The 14,136-nt window shown below is 59.9% G+C and carries 11 protein-coding genes and 1 pseudogene; 8 read left to right on the plus strand and 4 right to left on the minus strand.

What is annotated here, in order from left to right; all coding sequences use genetic code 11:
- Positions 1-81: 81 nt before the first annotated feature.
- Together LCU97_RS07090 and LCU97_RS07095 are read right to left on the minus strand one after the other, a co-directional pair.
- Entirely contained in the window at positions 82-1,707 is a 1,626-nt protein-coding gene (locus tag LCU97_RS07090; RefSeq protein WP_053152209.1) for an ABC transporter substrate-binding protein, read from the minus strand.
- A 255-nt stretch (positions 1,708-1,962) separates the two neighbouring features.
- Positions 1,963-3,564, minus strand: coding sequence for an ABC transporter substrate-binding protein (locus LCU97_RS07095; protein WP_232775999.1), 1,602 nt, complete (start codon positions 3,562-3,564; stop codon positions 1,963-1,965).
- Positions 3,565-4,564: 1,000 nt separating this feature from the next.
- Here LCU97_RS07095 and LCU97_RS26775 point away from each other — a divergent pair.
- The gene (locus tag LCU97_RS26775) at positions 4,565-4,657 is read left to right on the plus strand and encodes a DUF6124 family protein (RefSeq protein ID WP_371259587.1); all 93 of its coding nucleotides are present in this window, start codon (positions 4,565-4,567) and stop codon (positions 4,655-4,657) included.
- Between the two features lie 44 nt (positions 4,658-4,701).
- Here the strand turns inward: LCU97_RS26775 and LCU97_RS07100 are convergent, their stop codons facing one another.
- A complete protein-coding gene (locus tag LCU97_RS07100) occupies positions 4,702-5,421 on the minus strand; it encodes an SIMPL domain-containing protein (RefSeq protein ID WP_053152213.1) in 720 nt (239 codons plus the stop codon).
- Between the two features lie 271 nt (positions 5,422-5,692).
- Here LCU97_RS07100 and LCU97_RS07105 point away from each other — a divergent pair, with 271 nt between their 5' ends.
- From LCU97_RS07105 to LCU97_RS07125, 5 genes and pseudogenes are all read left to right on the plus strand, one after another.
- Entirely contained in the window at positions 5,693-6,955 is a 1,263-nt protein-coding gene (locus LCU97_RS07105) for an ATP-binding protein (protein WP_053152215.1), read from the plus strand.
- The gene (locus LCU97_RS07110; RefSeq protein ID WP_053152217.1) at positions 6,948-7,508 is read left to right on the plus strand and encodes a response regulator transcription factor; all 561 of its coding nucleotides are present in this window, start codon (positions 6,948-6,950) and stop codon (positions 7,506-7,508) included. Before LCU97_RS07105 ends, LCU97_RS07110 begins: the two co-directional genes overlap by 8 nt.
- An 87-nt stretch (positions 7,509-7,595) precedes the next feature.
- Entirely contained in the window at positions 7,596-9,323 is a 1,728-nt protein-coding gene (locus LCU97_RS07115) for an ABC transporter ATP-binding protein/permease (RefSeq protein ID WP_053152219.1), read from the plus strand.
- Between the two features lie 198 nt (positions 9,324-9,521).
- Complete coding sequence (locus tag LCU97_RS07120) at positions 9,522-10,268, plus strand: FadR/GntR family transcriptional regulator (RefSeq protein ID WP_232776000.1); 747 nt, start codon at positions 9,522-9,524, stop codon at positions 10,266-10,268.
- Positions 10,269-10,798: 530 nt separating this feature from the next.
- Positions 10,799-10,945 (plus strand): annotated as a pseudogene (locus tag LCU97_RS07125) (GntR family transcriptional regulator); the annotation flags it as partial.
- A gap of 2 nt (positions 10,946-10,947) precedes the next feature.
- Here LCU97_RS07125 and LCU97_RS07130 read toward each other — a convergent pair.
- The gene (locus LCU97_RS07130; protein ID WP_232776001.1) at positions 10,948-11,316 is read right to left on the minus strand and encodes a hypothetical protein; all 369 of its coding nucleotides are present in this window, start codon (positions 11,314-11,316) and stop codon (positions 10,948-10,950) included.
- Between the two features lie 302 nt (positions 11,317-11,618).
- Between LCU97_RS07130 and kdgD the strand changes: the two genes are divergently transcribed.
- A complete protein-coding gene (gene kdgD, locus LCU97_RS07135) occupies positions 11,619-12,530 on the plus strand; it encodes a 5-dehydro-4-deoxyglucarate dehydratase (RefSeq protein WP_053152226.1) in 912 nt (303 codons plus the stop codon).
- 129 nt (positions 12,531-12,659) lie between these two features.
- The gene (locus tag LCU97_RS07140; protein ID WP_232776002.1) at positions 12,660-14,105 is read left to right on the plus strand and encodes an aldehyde dehydrogenase family protein; all 1,446 of its coding nucleotides are present in this window, start codon (positions 12,660-12,662) and stop codon (positions 14,103-14,105) included.
- Positions 14,106-14,136 lie beyond the last annotated feature (31 nt).

Raw genomic sequence — 14,136 nt, forward strand, 5'->3', positions numbered from 1 at the left:
GAGGGGAAGGACGCAGGCGATTTCCTGGGTCTTGGCAGATGAAGCAACGGCGCCGTCAGAAGACGGCGCCGTTGCATACCTTCAGTTGCTGACGCTGACGCCGTAGAAGGAGTTCAAGCCAAACGGGCTGATCTTGAAGTCCTGCACGTTGGCGCGCATGGGTTGATACACCGTCGAGTGAGCGATAGGTGTCATTGGCACGGCGTCCTTGAGGACGTGTTGTGCCTGTTTGTACAGTTCGGTGCGCTTGGCCTGGTCGGTGGTGCGCTTGGCTTCCTTGACGAGACCGTCGAATTTCTTGTCGCACCATTTGGAGAAGTTGTTGCCACTCAGGGAGTCGCAACCGAACAGCACGTTGAGCCAGTTGTCCGGGTCACCGTTATCACCGCTCCAGCCGATGATCATCGCCTGGTTCTCGCCGCCCTTGGAACGCTTGATGTACTCGCCCCATTCGTAGCTGACGATGTTCACGTTCAGGCCGATTTTCTTCCAGTCGGACTGGAGCATTTCAGCCATCAGCTTGGCGTTCGGGTTGTACGGACGCTGGACCGGCATCGCCCACAGGGTGATGTTGGTGCCTTCCTTGACGCCGGCTTCCTTGAGCAGCTCCTTGGCTTTCTCAGGATCGTACTTGGCATCCTTGATGGTGGTGTCGTAGGACCATTGGGTCGGAGGCATGGCGTTGACCGCCAGCTGGCCGGCGCCCTGGTAGACCGAGTCGATGATCTGCGGCTTGTTGACCGCCATGTCCAGCGCCTGGCGGACCTTCAGGTTGGCGAGTACGTTCGGCTCGTTGCTGCCCTTGATCTTGTCCATCACGTTGTAGGCGATGTAGCCCAGGTTGAAGCCGGCCTGGTCAGGCATCTTCAAAGCTTTGTCGTCCTTCAGCGCCTTGAGGTCGGCGGGACGCGGGAACAGGGTGACCTGGCACTCGTTCTTCTTCAGCTTCTGGATACGCACCGACGGGTCGGTGGTGATGGCGAAGATCAGGTTGTCGATCTTCACGTCGGAAGGGTTCCAGTAATCCTTGTTCCCGGTGTAGCGGATGTTGGAGTCTTTCTGGTAGCTCTTGAACACGAACGGGCCAGTGCCGATCGGTTTCTGATTGATGTCCGGTGCCTTGCCGTCCTTGAGCAGCTGGGCCGCGTACTCGGCGGACTGGATCGAGGCAAAACTCATGGCCATGTTCTGGATGAATGCAGCGTCGACATCCTTGAGGGTGAACTTGACGGTGTGGTCGTCGACTTTTTCGATCTTGGTGATGTTGGTGTCCATCCCCATGTCGGTGAAGTACGGAAATTCGGTTGGGTACGCCTTACGGAACGGATCATCCTTGTTAATCATGCGATTGAAGGTGAACAGCACGTCGTCGGCGTTGAACTCACGAGTCGGCTTGAAGTAAGGGGTGGTGTGGAACTTGACGCCTTCACGCAGGTGGAAGGTGTAGCTCAGACCGTCTTCGGAAATATCCCACTTGGTCGCCAGGCCAGGAATCACGGCGGTGCCGCCGCGCTCGAACTGGGTGAGGCGGTTGAACATGGTTTCTGCAGAGGCGTCGAAGTCGGTTCCGGTGGTGTATTGACCCGGGTCGAAGCCGGCGGGGCTGCCTTCGGAGCAGAACACCAGGTTAGCCGCCGCTTGGGCGAAGGGTGCGCTGGCCAATAAGCCTGCGCCGACTAAAAACGGAATGACCGCGTGTTTAAGCATGTTGGCCTCATGATTTGTTGTCATTTTTGGATTTGAGGGCGACCTCGTGAGTCGTCCTGCGGATACTTATGCAGGCCCCATACCCAATGCAAGATCCAGAGCGGTTCCAAATCTGAAACAGTGGCACGAACGTACCTTAATGTCGCATCCGTGTAACTTCTGACGCTGTTGATCGTTTGCGTGGGTTTTTTAGGTGCAAAAGGCGCCCTTTACCGGTGCGCGTCGAAGACGCAGAGCACCGGTTTGGGGCGGGTTTTACTTCTGCAAACCCACGCCGTAGAAGGGTGTGAGACCAAAGGGGCTGAGTTTGAAATCCACCACGTTTTTGTTTATCGGCTGAAACACCGTGGAGTTGGCAATCGGTGTAATGGGCACCTGTTGCTTGAGGATTTCTTGTGCCTGCCGGTACAGGTCGATGCGCTGCTGGCGGTCGGTGGAGACCTTGGCCTGTTGGATCAGTTTGTCGTAGGCCGGGTCGCACCACTTGGCGTAGTTGCTGCCCTTGACCGCCGCGCAGCTGTAGAGCACCCCCAACCAGTTGTCCGGGTCGCCGTTGTCGCCGGTCCAACCATAGATCATCGCGTCGTGCTCGCCGTTCTTGGCGCGCTTGATGTACTCGCCCCATTCGTAGCTGACGATGTTGGCCTTGATCCCGATTTTCGCCCAGTCCTGCTGGATCATCTGCGCTGACATCCGCGCGTTGGGGTTGGAGGCGCGCTGCACCGTCATCGCCCATAAATTGATGGTAGTACCCGGCGCAACCCCGGCTTCCTGGAGTAGCGCCTTGGCCTTGGTCACGTCATGGGGCGCGTCCTTGATGGCCGGGTCGAACGACCACTGGGCCGGCGGCAAAGCGTTCTGCGCCAGTTGTCCGGCGCTCTGGTACACGGCTCTGATGATTGCCGGCTTGTCGATGGCCATGTCCAGCGCCTGGCGGACCTTGAGTTGGTCCAGGGGCGGGTGCGTCACGTTGTAGGCCAGGAAGCCCAGGTTAAAGCCGGGCTGCCTGAGCACCCGCAGGTTCGGATCCTGTTCCATGATCTCGATGTCGGCGGGGCGCGGATAGCCGCTGACCTGGCATTCATTGCGCTTGAGCTTTTGCAGGCGCACGGCGGCGTCGGGGGTGATGGAGAAGATCAGGTTGTCGATTCTGACATCTTCGGGGTTCCAGTACGCGGTGTTAGCGGCGTAGCGGATCTGCGAATCCTTCTGATAGCGCTTGAACACGAACGGGCCGGTGCCAATGGGTTTCTGGTTGAGGTCGCCGGCCTTGCCTTCCTTTAATAGCTGCGCGGCGTATTCGGCGGATTGCACCGACGCAAAACTCATCGCCAGGTTCTGTACGAAAGCGGCATCGACGTTGTTCAGGTTGAAACGCACGGTGTGCTCGTCGATTTTTTCGACGCGCTTGATCGTGGTGTTCAGGCCCATGTCGGTGAAGTAAGGCGACTCGGTGGGGTAGGCCTGGCGGAACGGGTGCTGGGGGTCGAGCAGGCGCTGGAAGGTGAACACCACATCGTCCGCGTTGAAATCGCGGGTGGGCGTGAAGTAGTCGGTGGTATGGAACTTGACGCCTTCGCGCAGGTGGAAGGTGTAGGCCAGGCCGTCGGTAGACACGTCCCAGCTTGTCGCCAGCCCCGGCTCGACTTCGGTGCCGCCGCGCTTGAATTGGGTGAGGCGGTTGAAGACGGTTTCGGCCGAAGCGTCGAAATCGGTGCCGCTGGTGTATTGGCTGGGATCGAACCCGGCGGGGCTGGCTTCGGAGCAGTAGACCAGGGTTGTGGCGGCCTGGGCCATTGGGGCGCTGCTGATCAGGGCGAGGGCGAGCAGGAGGGGCTTGAAGGTGGTTCTGTCCATGAAATCCCTTGGGCGATGGCGACGATTGGCGAAGAGTAGCGTTCTGGAGGGCGGCGGGGGAAATAGCCAAAAGTGAGGGGGACCCTTGGGTTTGGGCATAGCTGGCCCGGTATCTGGGCTTGATGGGCGCGCATTTCACTGTGGGAGCAAAGTTTGCTCGCGATGGCTGTATCCGGGATTTTGTTGACCGGGTACATATCCATTGCTTCCGAAACGGCTACTGAACGCCTCCACTCAGCCTCCCGAAGGGGCGGAAGATCAAAAGCCGCGGCGCGTCCTATTGCTCGGTACGGTCTTGAAGGCTTACATCGACCCATTGTGGGAGCGGGCTTGCTCGCGATGGCGGTCTGTCATTCAACATCTGCATCGACTGATTCACCGCTATCGCGAGCAGGCTCGCTCCCACAGGATTTTGCGGTGACTGATCATTCGCAGCCGACCACAGATCTCACTGTGGGAGCAAAGCTTGCTCGCGATGGCTGTGTCCGGGTTTTGTCGACCGGGTGTATATCCATTGCTTCGGTAACGGCTACTTATGGTTCCGCTTTTACAGCGGGTCACTTTTGGCAGACGCCCGGAATGCCGGCCCAGCCAAAAGTAACCAAAAGGGCTCGCCCCAGCGTACGGCCCCTCGCCGAAGCTCGGGGTTCCTTCGCTCCGGCATTCATCAGGGGGCATCGGCTCCGATCCGCTGCGCTTGACCTCCACTCGATGGGTTCGACTACGTCGAACGGCGCTGTGCGCCATCCCCCCTGATGAACGCCTCCACTCAGCCTCCCGAAGGGGCGGAAGATCAAAAGCCGCGGCGCGGCTTATAGCTCGACACGGCTCTTGAAAGGATGCACCGACCCATTGTGGGAGCGAGCCCTGCTCGCGATGGCGGTGGGTCAGTCGATGCGAATGCTGAATGACAGAGCGCTATCGCGAGCACTCGCACACAGTTCGACTTTGCATGCCTGATCTGAGGTGGCTAGCCATGAGGTACGTAGGAACGATTACTATGTTTTCAGTGACCGCAAAGGCCGATGCCGACACGCTGCTCACCAGCACCTCCGAAACTCTGGCTTCGGTCAAAGCCATGGCCGGGGTTTAGCGTGGGGTTGCCCGACCATTCAAGGTCGGGCACCTTGCTCTGCTTTATTGCATCAACACTTCAACCGACCCATCCGCCGTCATGGTCACCTTGCTGGTACCCGCTTCCACGTCAGGCGTCACGGATTCAGCATCCATGGAACCGCTTTTCATCATCATCGTTGGCGCGCGCATGTAGGGTTGTGGATAACCGTTGGTGTTGAGGTTCAGGTTGACGATCTTGTAACCCTTGCCGCCCAGGGCCTCGGTGGCCAGTTGGGCGCGGGCCTTGAAGGCGTTGACGGCGTCTTTGAGCAGGGCGTCTTCGCTGCTCTGGCGGGTGGCGGTGGCGATAGCGAAGTCCATGCCGCCCATTTTCATGTCGGTGAGCAGTTCGCCGGTGAGCTTGGACAAGGCTGCGAAGTCGGCGCTTTCCAGGCGCAGTTCGGCGCGTTCGCGCCAGCCGGTGATTTTCTGGCCTTTGCCGTCGTAGATAGGGTAGCTGTTGCGGCTGCCCTGGCGCAGGGTGATGTCCTTGACCTGCTTGGCCTGGCCGATGGCTTTGTTCAACGTGGTGCTGACGGCAGCGGCGAGTTTGGCCGGGTCGGTGTTCTGTTCCTCGGTGTAGAGGGTGACGATCATCAGGTCGCGGGCCACTTCCTGGCTGACTTCGGCGCGCAGGGAAATCTGGTTGTAGTGAAGCTCGTCAGCGGCCAGGGCCGGCAGGCTGGCGACGGTGCCGAGGCTGAGGGCGAGCAGGGTGACGTGGCGGCGGAACGTGTGCATGAAAGCTCCTTGGGATGAGGCGCAGGGGTAGGTCCGGGCCTGCGTGAACGATAAGACTCTAGCTTTTATGAGTGGGTTCGCACAGTTACAACTTCTATACAGATCGAATGGCAACGCAGGGCATGCTTTTGTGGCGAAGGGATAAATCCACTCGCCACAGGATGATGTGTAACGTTTGGACGCTGTGGCGCTTTGCCGCATATCTGCCTGTGTCACCCGCGCCTTGGGTATACTCCGTGCGATCCGCCTGGAGCGCTCATCAGGAGAGCTCATGCTCGCCCCTTTGCAAATGACATCCGCCTCTCGCCAGAACCTCTGGCGCCTGACATTCATCCGCATTCTGGTCCTGGCGGCCCAGGCCGGCTCGGTGGGGCTCGCCTATTGGTTCGACCTGCTGCCGCTGCCCTGGCTGCAACTGGCGATCACTCTGGTCTGTTCCAGTGTGCTCTGTGCGCTGACGGCCGTCCGCCTGCGCACCTCGTGGCCAGTAACCGAGCTCGAGTACGCCGTGCAACTGGCCTGTGACCTGTTTATCCACAGTGCGCTGCTGTATTTCTCTGGCGGTTCCACCAACCCGTTTGTCTCTTATTACCTGGTGCCGCTGACCATTGCCGCGGTGACGTTGCCTTGGCGTTATTCGTTGATCCTGTCCGGCATCGCCCTGGCGCTGTACACCTTGCTGCTGGCGCGCTTTTATCCGCTGGAAACCTTTCCCATCGCCCGGGAAAACCTGCAGATCTACGGGATGTGGCTGAGTTTCGCCCTGGCCGCGGCAGTCATCACCTTTTTCGCCGCGCGCATGGCTGAGGAGTTGCGTCGCCAGGAAGAACTGCGGGCCATTCGCCGTGAAGAAGGCCTGCGGGACGAGCAACTGCTGGCCGTGGCGACTCAGGCCGCTGGCGCTGCCCATGAATTGGGCACCCCGTTGGCAACCATGAGCGTGCTGCTCAAGGAAATGCGCCAGGATCACCCCGACCCGGCGCTGCAGGACGACCTCAGTGTGCTGCAGGATCAGGTCAAGCTTTGCAAGGAAACCCTGCAATACCTGGTGCGCGCCGCCGAGGCCAACCGGCGCCTGGACATCGACATGCAGGCAGTCACTTTCTGGTTGGACGAAGCTTTGAACCGCTGGCACCTGATGCGCCCTGAAGCCAGTTATCGCTTGCAGCACTTGGGCAAGGGTGTGGTTCCACGCATGGCGCCGCCGCCGGATTTGACCCAGGCGTTATTGAACCTGTTGAACAACGCTGCCGATGCCTGCCCCGAAGGCCTGGAGGTGGCGCTGGACTGGAATGACTACGAACTGACCATCTGCATCCGCGACCATGGCGCCGGTGTGCCGCTGGCGATTGCCGAGCAGATCGGCAAGCCTTTCTTTACCACCAAGGGCAAAGGTCTGGGCCTTGGCCTGTTTTTGAGCAAGGCCAGCGTGACACGCGCCGGCGGCTCGGTGAAACTCTACCCCCATGAGGGAGGCGGCACGCTCACCGAGCTGCGCCTGCCTCGTGCCGACCGAGGAGACGAATATGAGTGACGAGATCCAAGTCGACGGCGAAGAACTGCCGCACCTGTTGCTGGTAGATGACGACGCCACGTTCACCCGCGTCATGGCACGGGCCATGTCCCGTCGCGGGTTTCGCGTCAGCACCGCAGGTTCCGCCGAAGAGGGCCTGACCATTGCCCAGGCCGACCTGCCGGACTACGCGGCCCTGGACCTGAAAATGGACGGCGACTCGGGCCTGGTATTGCTGCCCAAGCTGCTGGAACTGGACCCGGAAATGCGCGTGGTGATCCTCACCGGTTATTCGAGCATCGCCACGGCGGTCGAGGCCATCAAGCGCGGCGCCTGCAATTACCTGTGCAAACCGGCGGATGCCGATGACGTGCTGGCCGCGCTGCTGTCCGAACACGCCGACCTCGACTCCCTGGTGCCGGAAAACCCCATGTCGGTGGACCGCCTGCAGTGGGAGCATATCCAGCGGGTGCTGACCGAGCACGAAGGCAATATTTCCGCCACCGCCCGCGCCCTGGGCATGCACCGGCGCACCTTGCAGCGCAAATTGCAGAAGCGCCCCGTGCGTCGCTGAACCTGCGCTGAACGGATGTTGTCCCCCTCGCGATAAATCGGGCCGATGCTCTATGATCGGCCCGATTGTTTTTATCGGGCTCTAACCATGAATCAGAACGCTGAATATTCCGCGGTCAATGACGCGGTGCGCGGACAGTTTTTCCGCCGTGTCTGGCAGATGACCACGCCATACTGGCGTAGCGAGGAGAAGGGCAAGGCCTGGGCGCTGTTGATCGCAGTCATTGCGCTGTCGTTGTTCAGCGTGGCGATTTCGGTTTGGATCAACAGTTGGTACAAGGATTTCTACAATGCCCTGCAAGAGAAGAACGACACTGCATTCTGGCAACTGATCCTGTACTTCTGTGGCATCGCTGCGGTGGCGATCCTGGGGGCAGTGTATCGCTTGTACCTGACGCAGATGCTCACTATCCGCTGGCGAGCCTGGCTCACCGAGCAGCATTTCGCGCGCTGGCTCAAGGACAAGAATTACTACCGGCTGGAGCAGGGCGGCTATACCGACAACCCGGACCAGCGGATTTCCGAAGACCTCAACAGCTTCACCACCAACACCCTCGGCCTGGGGTTGGGGTTGTTGCGCACCGTGGTCAGCCTGGTGTCGTTCTCGATCATCCTATGGGGCGTGTCGGGCAGCATCGAAGTGTTCGGCTATACGATTCCAGGCTATATGTTCTGGTGCGCCCTGGTGTATGCCGCGGTGGGCAGTTGGCTGACGCACCTGATCGGCCGGCGCCTGATCGGTCTGAACAACAATCAGCAACGCTTCGAGGCGGACTTGCGTTTCTCCATGGTGCGGGTGCGCGAGAATGCCGAAAGCATTGCGCTGTATAACGGCGAACCCAACGAGAACCGGCGCCTGAGCGGACGTTTTGGCCTGGTCTGGCATAACTTCTGGGACATCATGCGGGTGTCCAAGCGGTTGACCTTCTTCACCTCCGGCTACGGTCAGATCGCAATCATCTTTCCTTTTATCGTCGCCGCCCCGCGTTACTTCGCTGGCAAGATCCAGCTGGGTGAGCTTATGCAGATCAACTCGGCGTTCGGCAATGTGCAGGAGAACTTCAGCTGGTTCATCGATGCCTACGCCCAGCTCGCCGAGTGGCGCGCCACGTGTGATCGTCTGCTGAGCTTCCGCCAGGCCATGAGCGATAACGAGGACCGCGTGCCGGCCATCGACGTGGAGAACCAAGGCAACCTGCTGCAAGTGAAAGGCCTGGGACTGGATGTGGCCGATGGCCGACACTTGCTCTCCAACGCCGACATGACCGTGGAGCCGGGGGAGCGGGTGATGCTCAGCGGCCGTTCCGGTAGCGGTAAATCCACGCTGTTCCGGGCGATGGGGCATCTGTGGCCCACCGGCCACGGACGCATCCTGTTGCCGGCGGCGCGGTATCTGTTCCTGCCGCAAAAACCCTATTTGCCTATTGGCAGCCTGCGCGAGGTGCTGAGTTATCCACAGCCCGGGGACGTCTACCCCAATGAACGTTATGCACAGGTACTGGAAACCTGCCGTCTGCCGCACCTGATCCCGCGGCTGGATGAAAGTAATCATTGGCAACGCATGCTCTCGCCTGGCGAACAACAGCGCCTGGCGTTTGCCCGCGCCTTGCTCTATGCGCCGCTGTGGCTGTACATGGACGAAGCCACGTCGGCGATGGATGAGGAAGACGAGGCGACGCTGTATCAGGCGCTGATCGACCAGTTACCGGGGTTGAGTATCGTCAGCGTTGGTCACCGAAGCAGTTTGAAACGCTTCCATCCGCGACAGGTGCGCATTGAAAATGGCCAACTGGTGGAGCATGCCGTGATCGCGTGAACACCGCAAACCCTGTGGGAGCGGGCTTGCTCGCGAAGACGGTATATCAGACACCTTCACTACAACTGACGTACTGCTTTCGCGAGCAAGCCGCCCTCGCAGGGGATGTGATTAATGCTTCCTTGCGCAAAAAGTGATCATACAACCACGTTGCGCTATGATGATGCGCATTCAGCCGCCTGCCCGAGACACAGACTCATGGAAAACCCGATCGACGTCCCACGACTTCCCCGCAAGCGCCGCAGCCTGGCGCAGGAGCTGGTGACGGTGCTGTCCGAGCAGATTCGCGACGGCGTGCTCAAGCGCGGCGATAAACTGCCCACCGAGTCGGCGATCATGGAGGCCCACGGCGTCAGCCGCACGGTGGTGCGCGAGGCGATTTCCCGCTTGCAGGCGGCAGGGCAGGTGGAAACCCGCCACGGCATCGGCACGTTCGTGCTGGACACACCCAGCCCGAGCGGATTCAGGATCGACCCGGCCACGGTGGTCACATTGCGCGATGTGCTGGCGATCCTGGAGTTGCGCATCAGCCTGGAGGTGGAATCGGCCGGCCTCGCGGCCCAACGCCGCACCGACGAGCAACTGGCGACCATGCGCGCCGCCCTCGACGCGTTGAACGAAAGCGCGACCCACGCCACCGACGCTGTGGCCTCGGACTTCGCCTTCCACCTGGAAATCGCCCTGTCCACCGGCAACCGCTATTTCACCGACATCATGACCCACCTGGGCACCAGCATCATCCCGCGTACTCGGGTGAATTCGGCGCGCCTGGCCCACGATGACCAGCAGCACTACATGGACCGCCTGAGCCGCGAGCATGAGGAAATCTATGAGGCCATCGCCCGCCAGGACTCCGACGCCGCCCGCGCGGCCATGCGCCTGCACCTGACCAACAGCCGTGAACGGCTGCGCCAGGCTCATGAAGAGGCGCAGGCGCAGGCGTGAACATCGTGTTCAGGGTCGGAGGGACAGTGTCAGGGTTTGGGGAGGACTAGGGTTGCCGCCCCCCGTTATAACTTTGTAAGTCAATGTGGCTGTGGCGTCAGGCCCCAATCCCTTTTCGAAAAGGGACTTCGGTATTGCAAAAGGCAGCGGGAATTGTGAGTCAGATGCCAGTTGGATCTCCTTGGACCAGTTGCCAGCACTGGTCGTCGCTTCGAACCAGACTATATCGCCTGGGCGCCACAGAGTGTATTCCGGGATTTTCGCCACTGCCGGGTCAGGTAGTTTGGATACTTCAACTACTAGTTGGACATATTCGAATATAGGTGCAGGCAAGGCTGTCGATTCTGTCATGATCGGATCCTCTTGATAACTGAACGAATGGCCTTATTGATAGCCATTCCGTGCTCAATTCGAGCCGTTTCAGTAAGGACCTGAAGCTGCCATGGGCCTACTGTCAAATCTTACAGTGACGACGAGTGGCGCATTCCATCGGTGCTTCTGTTCATCGAGATCCAGACATCTGGATCGTATTGAGCCGTGAGCACAAAGGAAATCTACGAAGCAGCGCTCGCCAGGATTCCGACGCGGCCCGTGCGACCATGCGCCTGCACCTGACCAACAGCCGCGAACGGCTGCGACAGGCTCATGACGAGGCGCAGGCATACGCACAGGCTTGAATTCAGGCTTCGATCTTCAGTCGAACCGGCGACGACACCATCGCGTCGCCATAGTCCTCTGATTCGCTAAAGAATTTGTAACGCAGTTCAACCACCTGGCCGAGATATTTTTCCAGCCTGGCCTTGGGCACGCTCAGCTCCAGTACGGCGAGTTTCTGGGGGTTGCCTTCTTCGTCCCAAGTCACCAGGGACTTTCGATCCGCCCATTCGACGGGTTCCGAGTCGAGTATCGGAGCGACGTCCCACTCATATACGATTTTCTCCAGCTCCGGGATAGTGAATTTCAGTCCGTCTTCTACGTCCGACAAATTGATGATGACTTCATCGGCATCTGGAAACTGAACCAGGACAGGCTTTTTATAGGTGCTCATAGCGTCACTCCTTGAAGGATCGACCGCAGCAGTCTGGCTTTATGCGCAAGCAGAGGTCTCCCTTGCGTTATGCCCTCATCCCGCAACGACGCCTACTGATAGATCTGACAGTCACGATGAACGGACCCTATAGCCATTCAAAGCCCGGTTTTAAAAGGGTTTGACGGATTTTCTGGCGCATGCGCACCACACAAAAGACGAAATACAGTTGACGTCTACATTTTAAGTTGTACGATGACCTACAACTTCTGGCCGAAGCTTAACCTCACACACACACATTTGCGTCCCAGGGTGTTCGAATAATGAATCCACAAGAACTGAAGTCCATCCTCTCGTCTGGCCTGCTGTCGTTCCCGGTCACCGATTTCACTGCCCAAGGCGATTTCAATCGCGACAGCTACATCAAGCGCCTCGAGTGGCTGGCCCCGTACGGCGCCTCTGCGCTGTTCGCAGCGGGTGGCACCGGCGAATTCTTCTCCCTGGCCGCCAGTGAGTACTCCCAAGTCATCAAGACTGCGGTCGATACCTGCGCCAGCAGCGTGCCAATCCTCGCCGGTGTCGGCGGTGCGACCCGCCAGGCCATTGAATACGCCCAGGAAGCCGAGCGTCTGGGTGCCAAGGGTCTGCTGTTGCTGCCGCACTACCTGACCGAAGCCAGCCAGGACGGTGTTGCCGCCCACGTTGAAGCCGTGTGCAAGTCGGTGAAGATCGGCGTAGTGGTGTACAACCGCAACGTTTGCCGCCTGAACGCGGTTCAGCTGGAACAACTGGCCGAGCGTTGCCCGAACCTGATCGGCTACAAGGATGGTCTGGGCGACATCGAACTGATGGTATCGATCCGTCGTCGCCTCGGCGATCGTTTCAGCTACCTGGGTGGCCTGCCGACCGCTGAAGTCTATGCCGCGGCCTACAAGGCCCTGGGTGTGCCGGTCTACTCCTCGGCGGTGTTCAACTTCATCCCGAAAACCGCGATGGACTTCTACAACGCCATTGCCCGCGACGACCACGCCACCGTCGGCAAAATCATCGACGACTTCTTCCTGCCTTACCTGGATATCCGTAATCGCAAAGCCGGTTATGCCGTGAGCATCGTCAAGGCCGGTGCGAAGATCGTTGGCTACGACGCGGGCCCTGTGCGCACGCCGCTGACCGACCTGCTGCCGGAAGAATACGAAGCCCTGGCCGCGCTGATCGACAAGCAAGGCAAGCAATAACAGACCCGACGAGGCCGCTGAGCAATCAGCGGCTTTTTACGTAAGGCTTGATCGTTCCCATGCTCTGCGTGGGAATGCAGCCAGGGACGCTCGGCGTTCCTAGACAGCTTTTGTAAAAGGAGTAGCTCCGTGACTGATGCAAAGCGTTTCGATAACTACATCAACGGTGAGTGGGTAGCCGGTGCCGACTATTGCACCAACATCAACCCATCTGACTTGTCCGATGTCATCGGTGAATACGCCAAGGCTGACGCAGCTCAAGTCAATGCCGCCATCGAAGCTGCCCGTGCTGCGTTCCCGGCCTGGTCGACTTCGGGCATCCAGGCCCGTCACGATGCGCTGGATAAAGTCGGCAGCGAGATCCTCGCCCGTCGCGAAGAGCTCGGTCAACTGCTGGCCCGGGAAGAGGGCAAGACCCTGCCCGAAGCCATCGGCGAAGTGACCCGCGCCGGCAACATTTTCAAGTTCTTCGCCGGTGAATGCCTGCGTCTTTCCGGTGACTACGTGCCGTCGGTGCGTCCGGGCGTCAACGTCGAAGTCACCCGTGAAGCCCTCGGCGTGGTCGGCCTGATCACCCCATGGAATTTCCCGATTGCTATCCCCGCATGGAAAATCGCCCCGGCCCTGGCCTACGGCAACTGCGTGGTGATCAAGCCCGCCGAGCTGGTACCGGGTTGCGCCTGGGCCCTGGCGGAAATCATTTCCCGCGCCGGTTTCCCGGCCGGTGCGTTCAACCTGGTGATGGGCAGCGGTCGTGTGGTCGGTGACATCCTGGTCAACAGCCCGAAAGTCGACGGCATCAGCTTCACCGGTTCCGTGGGCGTGGGCCGGCAGATCGCCGTCAGCTGCGTGTCGCGCCAGGCCAAGGTGCAGTTGGAAATGGGCGGCAAGAACCCGCAGATCATCCTCGACGATGCCGACCTCAAGCAGGCCGTCGAACTGGCGGTGCAGAGTGCGTTCTACTCTACCGGCCAACGTTGCACGGCTTCGAGCCGCCTTATTGTGACCGCCGGCATCCACGACAAATTCGTCGCGGCCATGGCCGAGCGCATGCAGTCGATCAAGGTCGGCCACGCATTGAAGGCCGGTACCGACATCGGCCCGGTCGTCTCCGAAGCCCAGCTCAGCCAGGACCTGAAATACATCGACATCGGTCAGAGCGAAGGTGCTCGGCTGGTCAGCGGTGGTGGTCTGGTGACCTGCGACACCGAAGGTTACTTCCTGGCGCCGACGCTGTTCAGCGATAGCGAAGCCTCGATGCGCATCAGCCGTGAAGAGATCTTCGGCCCGGTCGCCAACGTGGTGCGCGTGGCGGACTACGAGGCGGCGCTGGCGATGGCCAACGACACCGAGTTCGGTCTGTCGGCCGGTATTGCCACCACCTCCTTGAAGTACGCCAACCACTTCAAGCGCCATTCCCAGGCGGGCATGGTAATGGTCAACCTGCCGACCGCCGGCGTGGATTACCACGTGCCGTTCGGCGGGCGCAAAGGTTCGTCCTATGGTTCGCGTGAGCAAGGTCGCTACGCACAAGAGTTCTACACCGTGGTGAAAACCGCCTACATCGGTTCGTAAACGCAACACCGGCGGGGCTGGTGATCCAGCC

The sequence above is a fragment of the Pseudomonas uvaldensis genome (genome assembly GCF_021271205.1).
In the GTDB taxonomy this organism is placed as follows: Bacteria; Pseudomonadota; Gammaproteobacteria; order Pseudomonadales; family Pseudomonadaceae; genus Aquipseudomonas; species Aquipseudomonas uvaldensis.

Coding starts and splice junctions, on each gene's coding strand:
- LCU97_RS07090 (WP_053152209.1), bottom strand. CDS start 1,707: ATGCTTAAACACGCGGTCATTCCGTTTTTAGTCGGCGCAGGCTTATTG.
- LCU97_RS07095 (WP_232775999.1), bottom strand. CDS start 3,564: ATGGACAGAACCACCTTCAAGCCCCTCCTGCTCGCCCTCGCCCTGATC.
- LCU97_RS26775 (WP_371259587.1), top strand. CDS start 4,565: ATGTTTTCAGTGACCGCAAAGGCCGATGCCGACACGCTGCTCACCAGC.
- LCU97_RS07100 (WP_053152213.1), bottom strand. CDS start 5,421: ATGCACACGTTCCGCCGCCACGTCACCCTGCTCGCCCTCAGCCTCGGC.
- LCU97_RS07105 (WP_053152215.1), top strand. CDS start 5,693: ATGCTCGCCCCTTTGCAAATGACATCCGCCTCTCGCCAGAACCTCTGG.
- LCU97_RS07110 (WP_053152217.1), top strand. CDS start 6,948: ATGAGTGACGAGATCCAAGTCGACGGCGAAGAACTGCCGCACCTGTTG.
- LCU97_RS07115 (WP_053152219.1), top strand. CDS start 7,596: ATGAATCAGAACGCTGAATATTCCGCGGTCAATGACGCGGTGCGCGGA.
- LCU97_RS07120 (WP_232776000.1), top strand. CDS start 9,522: ATGGAAAACCCGATCGACGTCCCACGACTTCCCCGCAAGCGCCGCAGC.
- LCU97_RS07130 (WP_232776001.1), bottom strand. CDS start 11,316: ATGAGCACCTATAAAAAGCCTGTCCTGGTTCAGTTTCCAGATGCCGAT.
- kdgD (WP_053152226.1), top strand. CDS start 11,619: ATGAATCCACAAGAACTGAAGTCCATCCTCTCGTCTGGCCTGCTGTCG.